Here is a 14705-nt window from a genome sequence, read left to right on the forward strand (position 1 = left end):
CGCGGATCTCTTTCATACGGGGGTCATACGTGGATGGGTCTTGGCTGGTCACGGGCGGGCGCGCAGGGCCCGGTCCGTGAGGGTCAGGGCGACCAGGGCGAGCGCCAGGACGGCGCCGACCGTGGCCATGAGGTGAAGGCCGGCGTCGTCGGCCCGCTGCCCGTAGGCCAGGCCGATGAGCCCGGAGGCCGTGATGGCGCCGATGTACTGGGCGGTGCGCTGGAGCCCGGCGGCCGCTCCGATCGCGTCAGCGGGCGCGAACTGCTGCACGGCAGCCTGGTTGCCGGTGCCCATGAACCCCTGCGGGATGCCGAAGCAGGCGCCCGCCAGGAGCAGCACGGCGAGCGGGGTGGAGCCCGTCGTCACCAGGAGCAGCGCACTGCCCACGGCCAGGAGCACGGCGGCCACGCCGAGCGGCGCGCGGATGCCCTTCGTGCGGGCGCCGAGGAGCGAACAGGCCAGCGCTGCAAGGGACATCGGCAGCATGACGAGCCCCGCGTGCAGCGAGGAGTAGCCGCGGGACTCCTCCAGCCACTGGGTGAAGCCGTACATGACGCAGTAGACGACGAGATAGCTGAGCCCGTGGCGCAGGTAGGTGCGGGCGAGCGCGTGGTTGGTGCCCAGCATCCGCAGGTCGATGAACGGGCGGGGGTGACGCAGCTGCCACCAGGTCAGGGCGGTGGAGAGCACGGCCATGGGCGCAAGCAGCCACCACTGCGGGTGCCCGAGGTCGAGCAGGAAGACGAAGAGGCAGGTCAGCGCGCCGGTGAAGAGCAGTATGCCGAGCGGGTCGAGTGCGCTCGGGCCGCCGCCCTCGTGGCGCGCGGTGCGCGGTCCGTCCGCGGGGATCCAGCGCAGCGCGCAGCCGAACGCGATGAGCGCGACGGGGACGTTGACGGCGAAGACGCCGCGCCATCCGGCGGTCGCGACGAGGAGCCCGCCGAGCGTCGGCCCGACGGCCGCGCTGCCCAGTGCGGCAAAGGAGAGGCGGCCGAGGACGGTGCGCGGTGTGGGCGTGCCGAGCCTGCGTGACTCGTCGCGCAGGACGGCCATCGCGGCGGGGTACGCCGCCGATGTACCGATGCCGAGCAGCAGACGCGAGACGAGCAGCCAGCGGAACCCGGGGGCCAGAGCGCCCACCAGGCCGGAGGCGACCACGACCACGAGTCCGCCGAGGAAGACCCTGCGCGGCCCGATGATGTCGGCCAGTTTGCCGAGCACCGGCTGGGCGACCGCGCTCGCGAGGTAGAGGACGGAGACGAGCCAGGCGGTGTCTGCGGCGCCGACGCCGAAGTCGTGTCCGATCGCCACCAGGCCGGTGGAGATCATCGTGGTGTTGAGCGGGTTGAGCAGTGAGCCGAGGAGGAGGGGCGCGGTGAGCTTCGCCCCGAATCCCGTGACCTCGTCGCCCGCCGACCGCGGCCGTGCGGCGGACAGTGCTCTCACTGCTGCACCAACCGCTCCAACAGCACGATGGCATCGGCGAGTTGGCGGCGCTCCGCCGGGTCGAGTCCGTCGGCGACGACCGTCGAGAGCCAGTCGTGCTTGGCGGCCCGCATCTCGGTGAGGGTGCGATGGCCTTGATCGGTCACGGAGACGACGGACTGCCGCCCGTCGTCGGGATCGGGGGCCCGCTCGACGAACCCCATCTCCTCGAGGGCGGCCACGGTCAGGCGCATGGACTGGGGCCGGACGAGCTCTTCGCGGGCCAGGGCCGCGGTGGTGGTGGGGCCCGCGTGGTCGAGGCGGGCGAGCACGGAACGCTGCGTGGGGCTGAGGCCGGTGCCCGGTGTCACGCCGCGCAGGCGCCGCACGAGGCGCCGGACGACGTTCGACAGATCGCCGGCGATCTGCTCGGGATCCGAGCCGTCGGAGGATGCGCTCATGTGCGCCACCGTAGGAGAATGGCAGGCAACCTTGCAAGTTTGCCTGCCGATCCCCGTCTCCTCTCCCCACCCCGCCGCCGGGGACCGCGCACAGCAAGCCGCCCCTGCCGCGAGGCGGCAGGGGCGGAGAGTCGCGTGCGGCGTCCGCGCTAGCGGATCGGCATCCCCGACAGCGTGCGCGCGATCACAAGGCGCTGGATCTCGCTCGTGCCCTCGAAGATCGTGTAGATCGCGGCGTCCCGGTGCATGCGCTCCACCGGGTACTCCCGCGTGAAGCCGTTGCCGCCGAGGATCTGCAGCGCCTGCGCGGTGACCTTCTTGGCGACCTCGCTCGCGTACAGCTTGGACATGGAGCCCTCGGCCGACTCGAACTTCTTGCCCGTGCTCGCCATCCACGAGGCACGCCAGACGAGCAGACGGGCTGCGTCGATCTGCGTACGCATGTCGGCGAGCTGGAAGGCGACGCCCTGGTTGTCGATGATCGGGCGACCGAACTGCGTACGCGTCTTGGCGTACTCCAGGGCCTCTTCGTACGCGGCGCGCGCCGTGCCGACGGCCATGGCGCCGACCGCCGGGCGCGACGCCTCAAAGGTGGCCATCGCCGCGTTCTTCACGCGCTCGCCGCCGGTCTTGGCGCGCTCCCGCGCACGGGCGAGGCGCTCGTCGAGCTTGTCCTTGCCGCCGAGCAGGCAGTGACCGGGGACGCGCACGTCCTCCAGGACGACCTCGGCGGTGTGCGAGGCGCGGATGCCGTGCTTCTTGAACTTCTGGCCCTGGGAGAGGCCGGGGGTGTTCGGCGGGACGATGAAGGAGGCGTGCCCCTTGGAGCCGAGCTCCGGGTCGACGACCGCGACGACGACGTGGACGTTGGCGATGCCGCCGTTGGTCGCCCAGGTCTTGGTGCCGTTGAGGACCCACTCGTCCTTGGCCTCGTCGTAGACGGCGCGGGTGCGCATCGCCGCCACGTCGGACCCGGCGTCGGGCTCGGAGGAGCAGAAGGCGGCGACCTTGACGTCGTTCACGTCGCCGTACATCTGCGGTATCCAGGTGCCGATCTGCTCCTCGGTGCCGTTGGCGAGGACGCCGACGGCGGCCAGACCGGTGCCCATGATGGACAGGCCGATGCCCGCGTCACCCCAGAAGATCTCCTCGGTCGCCATCACGATGCCGAGGCCCGTGGGGTCGAAGAACTGCTGGGCGTAGAAGTCGAGGGAGTAGATCCCCAGCTTCGACGCCTCCTGGATGACGGGCCACGGGGTCTCTTCGCGCTCGTCCCACTCGGCGGCCGCGGGACGGATCACGTCAGCGGCGAAACCGTGGAGCCAGTCCCGGACCTCCTTCTGTTCGTCGTTGAGCTCCATGGTGAACTCGGCCATGACCCCTCCAGGACCTGCGGTGAAGACGTGCGTTACTTGCGGTAACTGGAGTCTGTTACTGGCGGGTAGCCGGTGTCAACTCCCGGCCGCCCGTTCGATCGCCGTCGCGCGCGGGGTGTTACGTTGCGCGTGCGGGGCGCAATCGCACGGGCGGGGAGAGAAACGCTATGGAGACCACCACACCGCGGACCGATCAGCAACGGTCTGCCGAGCGCCGGCGGCGCGAGCTACTGGAGGCCGCCGACCGGGTGGTGCTTCGCGACGGCCCCGGCGCCTCGATGAACGCCATCGCCGCGGAGGCCGGCATCACCAAGCCGATCCTGTACCGGCACTTCGGAGACAAGGGCGGACTGTACGCCGCGCTCGCCAAGCGGCACACCGACGCACTCCTCGAAGCACTGCGCGCCGCCCTGGACGCCCCGGCCGAACGGCGCGAGCGGGTCGAACAGACCCTGGACACCTACCTCGCGGCGATCGAGGCCCGCCCGCAGGTCTACCGCTTCCTCATGCACCCCTCGGACGCCGCCGCACCCGGCGACCAGGGCTTCGACGTGGGCCTGCACTCCGCGCCCGTACTGCGCCGCATGGGCGAGGAGCTCGCGCAGGTCATCGAGGAGCGGGTCGACCTCGGACCGGGCAGCGCGCAGCTCGCGCGCGTGTGGGGACACGGCATCGTCGGCATGATGCACGCGGCCGGCGACTGGTGGCTCGGCGAACGCCCGTGCCCGCGTGCGGAGTTGGTCAGCAGCCTGGCCGACCTGCTGTGGGGGCGGCTCGCGGCGGCGGGCGACCGTGTCGGCGGCCCCGGCTTCTGAGCACCGGCCGGCGGCTGTAGGTCAGCTGCTCCAGGGCGCCTTGGCGGCGGCCCGCAGAACCCTGCGCCGCCGCCAGCCCGTCACGTGGTCGGTGTAGACGCCGCCCTCCACGTGGTCACACTCGTGCTGCAGACAGCGCGCGAACCAGCCGGTCCCGTGCACCCGCACCGGCTCACCGAGCATCGTGACGCCCTCCACCACCGCGTGGTCGAAGCGCGGCGTGCCCGCCTCGATGCCCGGCAGCGAAAGACAGCCCTCCGGTCCGCGCACGACGATCCCGTCCGCCTCCACGAGCCGGGGGTTGACCACGTACCCGAGATGACGCACATCGTCGTCGTCCGGGCAGTCGTACACGAAGACCCGCTGATTCACGCCGATCTGGTTGGCGGCCAGGCCCACACCCTGGGCGGCGTACATCGTGGCGTACATGTCCTCGATGAGCCGGGCCAGTTCGGGGCCGAAGTCGGTGACCTCCTCGCAGGGCTTGTGCAGCACGGGGTCACCGAGCAGTGTCAGAGGTCGTACGCGCCCCGAGGCGCCCGGGATCGAGCCGTGTCGCATGGCCGCAAGGGTACGGTCCTTGGTGAACCCCGGGGTCGGGGTGGTGCCGCGGTTCGGGCTTGACAGTGGATCTCGATAGGCTGAGGTTCATCGCGTTGCCGGGGGCAGGCGCGGCGCCGTAAGCAAGGAGGATCCAGAACTGATGGCAGGCAACACGGACCCGCTGTCGCCGCGGGCCAAGCTGGCCGTGACGGCGGGCAAGGCGGCCGCGGCGGTATCGCGCGCGGCGGGCCGCGGCAGCGGATCGGTGATCGGCGGCCGCGTATCGCTCAAGCTCGACCCCGACCTGCTCGGGCGTCTGGCCACGCACCTGGACGTGGTCCTCGTCTCCGCCACGAACGGCAAGACGACCACGACCCGGCTGCTCGCCGAGGCGCTGCGCGCCAGCGGGCCCGTGGTGTCGAACGCGCTTGGCGCGAACATGCCCGCGGGCATCACCTCGGCCCTCGCGGGCGGTTCGGACGCCAGATTCGGCGTGATCGAGGTCGACGAGAAGTATCTCGCCGGTGTCGCCCGTGACGTGGAACCGAAGGCGATCGCGCTCCTGAACCTCTCGCGCGACCAGCTGGACCGTGCCGCGGAGACCCGCATGATGGCCGAGAACTGGCGCGAGGGCCTGGCAGGCTCCAAGGCGGTCGTGATCGCCAACGCGGACGACCCGCTGGTCGTCTGGGCGGCGTCCTCGTCGCCGAACGTCGTGTGGGTGGCCGCCGGCCAGGAGTGGAAGGACGACGCCTGGTCGTGCCCCTCCTGCGGTGGTGTGATGCAGCGTCCCGGTGACGACTGGTTCTGCGGCGAGTGCGGCTTCCGCCGCCCCGCGCCGAGCTGGGTGCTCTCCGGCGACCACGTCCTTGACCCGCACGGCTCGGCCTGGCCGATCCACCTTCAGCTGCCGGGCCGGGCGAACAAGGCGAACGCCACCACGTCGGCCGCCGTCGCCGCCGTCTTCGGCGTGCCGCCGCAGGTCGCCCTGGAGCGGATGTACCAGGTGCAGGCCGTCGCCGGACGCTACGACGTCGTGCAGTTCCAGGGCCGTGACCTGCGCCTGCTCCTCGCGAAGAACCCCGCGGGCTGGCTCGAGACGTTCTCGCTGATCGACCCGCCGCCCACCCCGGTGATCCTGTCCGTGAACGCCCGCGGCGCCGACGGCACCGACACCTCCTGGCTGTGGGACGTCGACTACACCCGCCTGGCCGGTCACCCGATCTTCGTGCTCGGCGACCGCAAGCTGGACCTCGCCGTGCGTCTTGAGGTCGCGGGCCTCGACTTCCGGGTCTGCGAGTCCCTCGACGAGGCCGTGCAGCTGGCGCCGCCCGGACGCATCGAGACGATCGCGAACTACACCGCGTTCCAGGACCTGCGCCGCCGCGTCGGCAACTGACCCCACCGGACCCTCTAGACCCTCGTAGGGACGAATGAGCATGAGCGACAACAGCCTGCGGCTGGTGTGGGTCTACCCCGACCTGCTCAGCACGTACGGAGACCAGGGCAACGCCCTGGTCGTGGAGCGCCGCGCCCACCAGCGCGGCCTCCAGGTCGAGCGCTACGACGTGCGCAGCGACCAGCCGGTACCCACCTCCGGCGACATCTACCTGATCGGCGGCGGCGAGGACCGCCCGCAGCGCCTGGCGGCCGAGCGGCTGCGCCGCGACGGCGGCCTGCAGCGGGCCGTCGGCAACGGCGCCATCGTCTTCTCGGTGTGCGCGGGCTACCAGATCCTGGGCCAGGAGTTCATCAACGACCTCGGCCAGCGCGAGCCGGGCCTCGGCCTGCTCGACGTGATCTCCACCCGCGGCGAGGGCGACCGCTGCGTCGGCGACGTCCTCGGCGACATCGACCCGCAGCTGGGCCTGCCCCCGCTGACCGGGTTCGAGAACCACCAGGGCATCACGCACATCGGCCCGTCCGCACGCCCGCTCGCACGCGTCACGCTCGGCCGGGGCAACGGCACGGGCGACGGCACCGAGGGCGCGTACAACGGCACCGTCTTCGGTACGTACATGCACGGTCCCGTCCTGGCCCGCAACCCGCTGATCGCGGACCTGCTCCTGAAGCTGGCCCTCGACGTGAACGCGCTGCCGCCGACGGACGACCGCTGGTACGAGGCGCTGCGCGCCGAGCGCATGAACGCGGCGCAGCAGCCCGCCTGAAGCCCCGGCCGCACAGGTGAGCGGCCGAGTCCAGCAGTCGGACGCCCGGTGCGGCCCCGCCCCCTCCCGCCTATAGGGTGGCGGGGTTCCCGCCGGACGACGTGGTCCGGATCTCGGCCCACGTTGCGATTGGGCCCCTCTTTAGTGAAAGACGTTGGCGGGCTGCTATGCGCATTGGTGTCCTCACGTCCGGCGGCGACTGCCCCGGTCTCAACGCCGTCATCCGCTCGGTCGTGCACCGTGCCGTCGTCGACCACGGCGACGAGGTCATCGGCTTCCACGACGGCTGGCGCGGTCTGCTCGAATGCGACTACCGCAAGCTCGACCTGGACGCGGTGGGCGGCATCCTGGCGCGTGGCGGAACGATTCTCGGCTCGTCCCGTGTCCAGCCCGCGCATCTGCGCGACGGCGTCGAGCGGGCCAAGGGCCACCTCGCCGACCTGGGCCTCGACGCGGTCATCCCGATCGGCGGCGAAGGCACGCTGAAGGCGGCCCGGCTCCTGTCGGACGCCGGTCTGCCGATCGTCGGGGTGCCCAAGACGATCGACAACGACATCGCGGTCACCGACGTGACCTTCGGCTTCGACACCGCGGTCGGCGTGGCCACCGAGGCCCTCGACCGGCTCAAGACGACCGCCGAGTCGCACCAGCGGGTCCTGATCGTCGAGGTCATGGGCCGGCACACCGGCTGGATCGCGCTGCACTCGGGCATGGCCGCGGGCGCGCACGCGATCGTCGTGCCGGAGCGGCCCTTCGACATCGAGGAACTGGCGCGGAAGGTCGGCGAACGCTTCTCCGCGGGCAAGAAGTTCGCGATCGTCGTGGCCGCCGAGGGCGCCAAGCCCCGCGAGGGCACGATGGACTTCGACGAGGGCACCAAGGACATGTACGGCCACGAGCGGTTCGCGGGCATCGCCACGCGGCTCTCCGGCGAGCTGGAGCAGCGCCTGGGCAAGGAGGCGCGCCCGGTGATCCTCGGGCACGTCCAGCGCGGCGGCACCCCCACCGCGTACGACCGTGTCCTCGCCACCCGCTTCGGCTGGCACGCCGTGGAGGCCGTGCACCGCGGCGAGTTCGGCAAGATGACCGCGCTGCGCGGCACGGACATCACGATGGTCCCGCTCGCCGAGGCCGTCGAGACGCTGAAGACGGTGCCGGACGAGCGCTACGCCGAGGCGGAGTGCGTCCTCTAGAGCGAGCTCCGGATCAAGACTGAACGAACGGCCCCCGGACGCGTCGGCGTCCGGGGGCCGTTCTAGTCTGGTGCGGACACACAGCGCACAACCGCACGAATCAGGAGCCAGTGGATGGATCACAGCGGGCACGGCATGAACATGGATCTGCCGCCGTTCACGCTGGGGCGCGGGCTCGAGCTCTCGGCCGACCCCTTCTTCCTGATCAGCTGCCTGGTGGCGCTCGGCCTCTACGGCTGGGGCGTGGTCCGGCTCGTACGGCGCGGTGACAAGTGGCCCGTCGGCCGCACCGTCTCCTTCGTGGTGGGCGTGCTGACCATCCTGCTCGTGATGTGCACCAAGCTGAACGACTACGGCATGGTCATGTTCAGCGTGCACATGGTGCAGCACATGATCATCAGCATGCTCTCGCCGATCCTGATCCTGATGGGCGCCCCGATCACCCTCGCCCTGCGCGCGCTGCCGGTCGCGGCCCGCGGCAGCAAGGGCCCGCGCGAATGGCTCCTGTGGGTCCTGCAGAGCCGCTACATGCGGATCATCACGCACCCGGCGTTCACGATCCCGCTGTTCATCGCGAGCCTGTACGCGCTGTACTTCACCCCGCTCTTCGACACCCTGATGGGGTCCAAGGTGGGCCACATCGGGATGATGGTGCACTTCCTCGCGGTGGGCCTGGTCTTCTTCTGGCCGATCATGGGCGTGGACCCGGGTCCGCACCGGCCCGGATACATCATGCGGATGCTGGAGCTGTTCGCGGGCATGCCGTTCCACGCGTTCTTCGGCATCGCCCTGATGATGGCGTCCGAGCCGATGGTCGGCACCTACAAGAACCCGCCGTCCTCGCTCGGCATCGACGCACTCGCCGATCAGACGGCTGCCGGAGGCATCGCCTGGGCCTTCAGCGAGGTGCCGTCGGTCCTCGTGCTCCTCGCGCTGCTCTTCCAGTGGTACCGCTCCGAACAGCGCCAGGCGCGGCGCACGGACCGGGCCGCCGACCGTGACGGCGACAAGGAGCTGGAGGCGTACAACGCCTATCTGGCCTCACTGGCAGCGCGCGGGCGCTAGCGGGGAAGGGTCTTCGCAGGCGAGGATGGTCTCAGGCCGCGGTCTTGGCGTCGAGGCGCCGGGCTGCCGGGAGGAGGCAGGGCGATGCCTGATTCTACGAAGACGATGGGTGTATTCACCATCGGAGGCTTGGTCGCGGTGACCGCGTACACGGTCGCGCTGGGGAGCAACGGCTGGCTGTGGTTCGGCTGGGTCGTCATCGGGATGCTCACGCTGGCGATGGTGCTCTCGCGCAGCACCCCCTGAGGCGCCGCGCACAGCCGAGGAAAGGTGCGGGGCGGCGCCCGGGGTGGACCGTCGGCCGACGCCGTCAGAAGCGGAAGACGGCGCCCGTCGAGTACCCCATCTCGCAGGCGTTGCCGTATGTCTTGTTCCAGCTGACCGGCTTGCCCCGGTGGAGCCCCGTCGCGCTCACGGTGACCGGGGCGTACTGCTTGGTGCAGATCCCCGACTTCGTCGTCGGCAGCGCGTCGAAGTCGCCGCCCGCCTTGTCGATCGCCGCGCAGGCCGCGGCCGCGTGCGGATGGTGCGCGGGCCGCTGGGTCACGCAGTCGAGCAGTACCCCGCGCACCCAGGCGTTGTCCTGCCCCGTGACGGTGAGGAAGACGCCACTGGCCCGCTCGGGGGCCGTTTCACCTGCCGCGTGGGCGGGCGCGGCGACGGCGAGGGAGACCAGCGCGGCGGCGGTGGCCACGGCCGGGCGCAGGCGGGACGTGGGACGGGACCTCATGGGGACCTCCTGTGACGGTGACGTACTGCGTCGGAGAGAGGCCAGGCCACCCCCGCGCCCGCCGCCCGCGCGACCGACACGCCGGGCACTCACCCGGACGTGTGAGGAGCGAGATCCGGATGGGCGTGTCACCGGCCGGACGCACCCTCGCGCGAAGGGACCGAGGCCGCCCGGATTCGCTCCCTTCTCCCGTCGCGGCGGCGCACCTAAACTGACCGCTGCGCGAGGACCCGTGACCTGCGACGACGCAGAACCCAGGCCGGTCCACCTACGTCAAGGAGCAACGGGTGTTCTACTACCTGCTCAAGTACGTCGTCCTGGGGCCGCTGTTGCGGCTCATGTTCCGGCCGCGCATCGAGGGGCTGGAGCATGTACCGGAGACCGGTGCGGCGATCGTGGCGGGCAACCACCTCTCGTTCTCGGACCACTTCCTGATGCCCGCGATCATCAAGCGGCGGATCACCTTCCTCGCGAAGGCGGAGTACTTCACGGGGCCGGGGCTCAGAGGCCGCCTCACGGCCGCGTTCTTCCACAGCGCCGGGCAGATCCCGGTGGACCGCTCCGGCAAGGAGGCGGGCCAGGCCGCGATCCGTGAGGGGCTCGGCGTGCTGCGCAAGGGGGAGCTGCTCGGGATCTATCCGGAGGGCACCCGCTCGCACGACGGGCGCCTCTACAAGGGCAAGGTCGGCGTCGCCGCCATGGCGCTCAAGGCACAGGTGCCGGTGATCCCGTGCGCGATGATCGGCACGTTCGAGGCGCAGCCGCCCGGCCAGAAGATGCCGAACTTCAAGAAGGTGTCCATCCGTTTCGGTGCCCCGCTGGACTTCTCGCGCTACGCGGGCATGGACAACGAGAAGGCGGTGCTGCGGGCCGTCACCGACGAGATCATGTATGCCATCCTCGGGCTCTCCGGCCAGGAGTACGTCGACAAGTACGCCGCTGTCGTGAAGGCGGAGGAGGCCGAGCGTGCCGCCGCCGCGAGCAGGCGGAAATTCCCCCGCATGCCGCTGAGTTGACCCCTGACGTACCGTCCTGTCACGAGCGGCATCGCGCGGACAAGACGCCTTGCCGGCACCAGGGGAGAAAAAGCGCATGAGCGAACACGGCCTGTACACCAAGCTGATCGGGCTGCTCGACGAGCGGGGCGCGGCGTACCGCGTCATCGAGCACGAGGCGCAGGGCGCCACGGAGGCGGTGAGCGAACTGCGGGGCAACACGCTGCAGCAGGCCGCCAAGTGCATCGTGGTGATGGTGAAGATCGGCAAGAAGACGAAGCGGTACGTGCTCGCCGTGGTGCCCGGCGACCGGCGCGTCGACCTGAACGCCGTCAAGCAGCTCCTGGGCGGGACGTACGCGGGCTTCGCGGCGCAGGAGGCGGCCGAGCGGCTCGCGGGCAGTGCGAGCGGCACGATCCTGCCGTTCTCCTTCGACCCCGAGCTCGAACTGGTCGTGGACCCGGCGCTGCTCGCCCACGACGAGCTGTTCTTCAACGCGGCACGCCTCGACCGCTCGCTGGCGCTGCGGACCGCGGACTACGAGGCGATCGCCGAGCCGCGTACGGCCGTGATCGCTCAGGAAGCCGCGGCGTAGGGGAAACGAAGAAGGGGGCGACCGGATTTCTCCGGCGCCCCCTTCAGTGCCTTGCCTAGCCGATGGCTAACCGATGAACACTACGGCTTGGGTGTGGCGTGCGGTGCGCACGTCACGTCCTTGCTGTCCACCTTGCCGGTCAGCAGGTAGGTGTCGACACGGTCGTTGAGGCACGGGTTGACCAGGTTCGTGATGCCGTGCGAGCCGGCGTCCTTCTCCGTGATCAGACGCGAGCCCTTGAACCGCTTGTGCAGCTCGACGGCGCCGCCGTACGGGGTTGCCGCGTCACGCGTCGCCTGTGCGATGAGCACGGGCGGCAGACCCTTGCCGGTCTTGACCTCGACGGGCTCGTGCTGCTTGCTCGACCAGGTCGCGCAGGGCAGGTTCATCCAGGCGTTGGCCCACGTCATGAACGGGTGGTCACGGTGGATGCGGGTGTTGTCCCGGTCCCACTTCTTCCAGCTGGTGGGCCACTTGGCGTCCGCGCACTCGACGGCGGTGTAGACGGCGTTGCCGTTCTCCGACGCGATGTTGCCCGCGGTGTCCGACAGGTCGGGGCTTGCTGCCTCGATCAGCGGCTTGGCGTCACCGGCGACGTACTTGCTGAAGTTCGTCGCGATGCCCACCCACGCGGAGTCGTAGTACGGGGCGCTCTGGAAGTAGGCGATGAGCTCGGCGGGGCCGACGACTCCGCCCAGCGGCTCCTTCTTCGCGGCGGCACGCAGCTTGTCCCAGTTCCTGGCGACCTTGTCCGCGGTGTCCCCGAGGTGGAAGGTGGCGTCGTACTTGGCGACCCACTTCATCCAGTCCTTGAGGCGGATCTCGAAGGCGACGTCCTGGTCGAGGTTGGCCTCGTACCAGATCTTCTCCTTCGAGGGGTTCACCACCGAGTCGACGACCATGCGGCGCACGTGCGACGGGAACAGCGTCCCGTAGACCGCGCCGAGGTAGGTGCCGTAGGAGACGCCGAGGAAGTTCAGCTTCTTCTCGCCGAGCGCGGCCCGGATGACGTCCAGGTCGCGCGCGGTGTTCGGCGTCGTCATGTGCGGCAGCATGTCGCCGCTGCGCTCGGCGCAGCCGTCCGCGTACTCGGCGGCCAGCTTGCGCTGGGCGCGCTTGTCCGCCTCGGAGTCAGGCACCGGGTCGAGCTTCGGGGCCTTGACGAACTCCTGCGGGTCCACGCAGGAGATGGGCGCCGAGCGGCCGACACCGCGCGGGTCGAAGCCCACGAAGTCGTAGGCCTTGGCCGTCTTCTCCCACAGCTTGGCCTTGGTGGCCACGCGGTTGGGGAAGCGGAGCCCGGAACCGCCGGGGCCGCCGGGGTTGTAGACGAGCGCACCCTGGCGCTCCTTCTTCGTCCCGGTGTTGCCGATGTGGTCCACGGCGAGCTTGATCTTCTTGCCGTTGGGCTTGGCGTAATCGACCGGGACGGTCACCCAGCCGCACGTGACGGCCTTCTCCAGACCCCAGTCGGCGGGGCATGCCTGCCAGTCGATGCCGGCCTTGGCGGCACGCTGCGCGGCGAGCGCGACACCGCGCGCCTCCGCGCTGGTCCGCTGCCGGGATTCAGCGCTGCCGCTGCCCTGACGGGCGTCGGCATTGGCGACCGGCGCCATGATCGCGCCCGCTATGAGCGAGCCCGTGATCAGCGTGCCGGCTGCGCCGAATGCTGTGGTGCGTCTCAACTGGTTCCTCCCCCTGTCGATTTCCCTGTCGATTTTCGAACAGTAGGAGGATCCTGTCGGTCTTCGGGTTCAGTGCGACAGACGCAGCCGGTGTTTCTTTACCAATCCGATAGACGGTGCCGGGAACTCCGCTGAGCGGATATGCCCCCGTTCACGTGAGTGTGCGCAGCGCCTCGTCGAGGACACGGCGTACCCGCAGGGCGTCGGGGCCGACGGCCGTGACGAGCACGGCGGGGCCGGCCAGCGGGGTGAGCGCGGCCCCGTCGGCGAGGAGGGCGGGAGCGGGCAGCTCCTGTTCGAACTCCGGGCGTACGACCACGAGCTGGCCGATCGCGCGGTGGCCCGCCAGGACTGCCGGGCCGTCCCAGCCACCGGGGGCGCCGGGGCCGCAGGAGAGCTCCTGGTCCAGGAGGAGGCGGCCGGCGCGGCGCACGGTGAGGCGGCTCGTGAGGCGGCCCGCTTCTTCGCCGGTCCGGCCTAGTACCTGTTCCTCTCGCAGCACCAGGCTGGCACCCCCGGCCAACTCCGCCCGCGTGGTGACCCGCAGATCGCTGTCGCGTACGGAGATCAGTTGCTCGGGCAGCCAGGTCAGTTCCGCGTCGTCACCGACCGTGAGGCGTACGTCGTAGCGCGCTGCCGCCTTCGACTGCCCCGGCAGGGCGAGCGTGGCGGCGGCCGAGTTGATGTGCAGCCGGGCCCCGTCGTGGGCGGCGGCCTCGACGGTGAGGTGGTCGCCCCCGAGCGGGCCGCTCATCGCTCCGACGAGGGTGACCCGGGCGCCCGCGCCGGCCGCCCGGGTGCGGCGCGGCACGATCGGTCCTTCGCCGTCGAGCACGGGCAGGACGGTACCGCCCCGCCCGTCGCCCCGCGCGGTGATGCGGGCGGTGCCGCGCACCCCCGATGCCACGACGGTGTCCACGCTCATGCGGACGCGGTCCAGGCCGCGTACTGGGCGCGCACCCAGGTGGCGACGGGGCCCACGCCCTCGTCGGACCGCAACGACTGGAAGACGACGGGCAGTTCGGCGCGCTGGGCCTTGGCGTCCGCCGCCATCCCGGCGAGGTCGGAGCCGACGTACGGGGCGAGGTCGGTCTTGTTGACGACCAGGAGGTCGGCGGTGGTGAGGCCGGGGCCGCCCTTGCGGGGGATGTCGTCGCCGCCCGCGACGTCGATCACGAAGATCTGGGCGTCCACGAGGCCCTTGGAGAAGGTGGCGGTGAGGTTGTCGCCGCCGGACTCGACGAGGATCAGGTCGAGCGGCCCGACCCCCTCGTTGAAAAGATCGTTCTCCAGGTCCTCCACGGCCTCCAGGTTGGCGGAGATGTCGTCGCGGATCGCGGTGTGCGGGCACGCGCCTGTCTCCACGGCGGTGATCCGCTCGGGCGGGAGCACGGCCTCGCGCAGCAGGAACTCGGCGTCCTCGCGGGTGTAGATGTCGTTCGTCACCACGGCCAGGGACAGCTCGGTCCGCAGTTCCTTGCAGAGGGCGGCGACAGTGGCGGTCTTGCCGGAGCCGACGGGCCCGCCGAGCCCGATCCGCAGGGCGCGGCGGCGACCGTCGGGGCGGTGCGCGTCCGCGCTCACGGCGGTGGATTCGTCGTGGGAGTGGTCGAGATGCATGGTGCGACTCCTATGGTTCAGCAGTTCGTTGCGC

16 protein-coding genes are annotated in these 14705 nt (G+C 70.8%); 8 read left to right on the forward strand and 8 right to left on the reverse strand.

Annotated features, from left to right (window positions below; all coding sequences use genetic code 11):
- Positions 1 to 48 precede the first annotated feature (48 nt).
- The 3 genes from ACWD02_RS13145 to ACWD02_RS13155 form a co-directional block, all read right to left on the reverse strand.
- Complete coding sequence (locus ACWD02_RS13145; protein ID WP_451208549.1) at positions 49 to 1446, reverse strand: MFS transporter; 1398 nt, start codon at positions 1444 to 1446, stop codon at positions 49 to 51.
- A complete protein-coding gene (locus ACWD02_RS13150) occupies positions 1443 to 1886 on the reverse strand; it encodes a MarR family winged helix-turn-helix transcriptional regulator (protein ID WP_451208552.1) in 444 nt (147 codons plus the stop codon). Before ACWD02_RS13150 ends, ACWD02_RS13145 begins: the two co-directional genes overlap by 4 nt.
- Positions 1887 to 2035: 149 nt before the next feature.
- Positions 2036 to 3262 (reverse strand): acyl-CoA dehydrogenase family protein, encoded by a 1227-nt coding sequence (locus ACWD02_RS13155; protein ID WP_451208555.1) that lies wholly within the window; start codon positions 3260 to 3262, stop codon positions 2036 to 2038.
- A gap of 167 nt (positions 3263 to 3429) precedes the next feature.
- On the opposite strand from ACWD02_RS13155, the gene ACWD02_RS13160 reads away from it, so the two are divergent.
- Positions 3430 to 4077 (forward strand): TetR family transcriptional regulator, encoded by a 648-nt coding sequence (locus ACWD02_RS13160; protein ID WP_451208558.1) that lies wholly within the window; start codon positions 3430 to 3432, stop codon positions 4075 to 4077.
- A gap of 21 nt (positions 4078 to 4098) precedes the next feature.
- Here ACWD02_RS13160 and def read toward each other — a convergent pair whose 3' ends face one another.
- Entirely contained in the window at positions 4099 to 4638 is a 540-nt protein-coding gene (gene def, locus ACWD02_RS13165; protein ID WP_451208561.1) for a peptide deformylase, read from the reverse strand.
- 142 nt (positions 4639 to 4780) lie between these two features.
- Here def and ACWD02_RS13170 point away from each other — a divergent pair, with 142 nt between their 5' ends.
- The 5 genes from ACWD02_RS13170 (at position 4781) to ACWD02_RS13190 (ending at position 9292) form a co-directional block, all read left to right on the forward strand.
- Positions 4781 to 6019, forward strand: a complete 1239-nt coding sequence (locus tag ACWD02_RS13170; RefSeq protein WP_361831312.1) for a MurT ligase domain-containing protein — start codon at positions 4781 to 4783, stop codon at positions 6017 to 6019.
- A 40-nt stretch (positions 6020 to 6059) separates the two neighbouring features.
- Positions 6060 to 6788, forward strand: a complete 729-nt coding sequence (locus tag ACWD02_RS13175; protein ID WP_160509220.1) for a type 1 glutamine amidotransferase — start codon at positions 6060 to 6062, stop codon at positions 6786 to 6788.
- 167 nt (positions 6789 to 6955) lie between these two features.
- Entirely contained in the window at positions 6956 to 7981 is a 1026-nt protein-coding gene (locus tag ACWD02_RS13180; RefSeq protein WP_363207124.1) for a 6-phosphofructokinase, read from the forward strand.
- 114 nt (positions 7982 to 8095) lie between these two features.
- Positions 8096 to 9046 carry a cytochrome c oxidase assembly protein gene (locus ACWD02_RS13185; protein WP_451208565.1) on the forward strand — a complete coding sequence of 317 codons (951 nt, stop codon included), beginning with the start codon at positions 8096 to 8098 and terminating at the stop codon, positions 9044 to 9046.
- A gap of 84 nt (positions 9047 to 9130) precedes the next feature.
- The gene (locus ACWD02_RS13190) at positions 9131 to 9292 is read left to right on the forward strand and encodes a hypothetical protein (RefSeq protein WP_190078913.1); all 162 of its coding nucleotides are present in this window, start codon (positions 9131 to 9133) and stop codon (positions 9290 to 9292) included.
- A 64-nt stretch (positions 9293 to 9356) separates the two neighbouring features.
- Here ACWD02_RS13190 and ACWD02_RS13195 read toward each other — a convergent pair whose 3' ends face one another.
- A complete protein-coding gene (locus tag ACWD02_RS13195; protein ID WP_451208568.1) occupies positions 9357 to 9776 on the reverse strand; it encodes an SSI family serine proteinase inhibitor in 420 nt (139 codons plus the stop codon).
- Positions 9777 to 10063: 287 nt separating this feature from the next.
- On the opposite strand from ACWD02_RS13195, the gene ACWD02_RS13200 reads away from it, so the two are divergent.
- The gene (locus ACWD02_RS13200; RefSeq protein WP_451208571.1) at positions 10064 to 10792 is read left to right on the forward strand and encodes a lysophospholipid acyltransferase family protein; all 729 of its coding nucleotides are present in this window, start codon (positions 10064 to 10066) and stop codon (positions 10790 to 10792) included.
- A gap of 76 nt (positions 10793 to 10868) precedes the next feature.
- Complete coding sequence (locus ACWD02_RS13205) at positions 10869 to 11366, forward strand: YbaK/EbsC family protein (RefSeq protein WP_451208573.1); 498 nt, start codon at positions 10869 to 10871, stop codon at positions 11364 to 11366.
- 80 nt (positions 11367 to 11446) lie between these two features.
- Here ACWD02_RS13205 and ACWD02_RS13210 read toward each other — a convergent pair whose 3' ends face one another.
- The 3 genes from ACWD02_RS13210 to ureG form a co-directional block, all read right to left on the reverse strand.
- Entirely contained in the window at positions 11447 to 13051 is a 1605-nt protein-coding gene (locus ACWD02_RS13210) for an alpha/beta hydrolase (RefSeq protein ID WP_451208576.1), read from the reverse strand.
- 151 nt (positions 13052 to 13202) lie between these two features.
- Entirely contained in the window at positions 13203 to 13976 is a 774-nt protein-coding gene (locus tag ACWD02_RS13215; RefSeq protein WP_451208579.1) for an urease accessory protein UreD, read from the reverse strand.
- Positions 13973 to 14671: an urease accessory protein UreG gene (gene ureG, locus ACWD02_RS13220; RefSeq protein ID WP_451208582.1), complete on the reverse strand. Its 699-nt coding sequence runs from the start codon at positions 14669 to 14671 to the stop codon at positions 13973 to 13975. The genes ACWD02_RS13215 and ureG overlap by 4 nt, the downstream gene beginning before the upstream one ends.
- Positions 14672 to 14705: the final 34 nt, after the last annotated feature.

This window comes from Streptomyces sp. NPDC002853 (genome assembly GCF_053591915.1).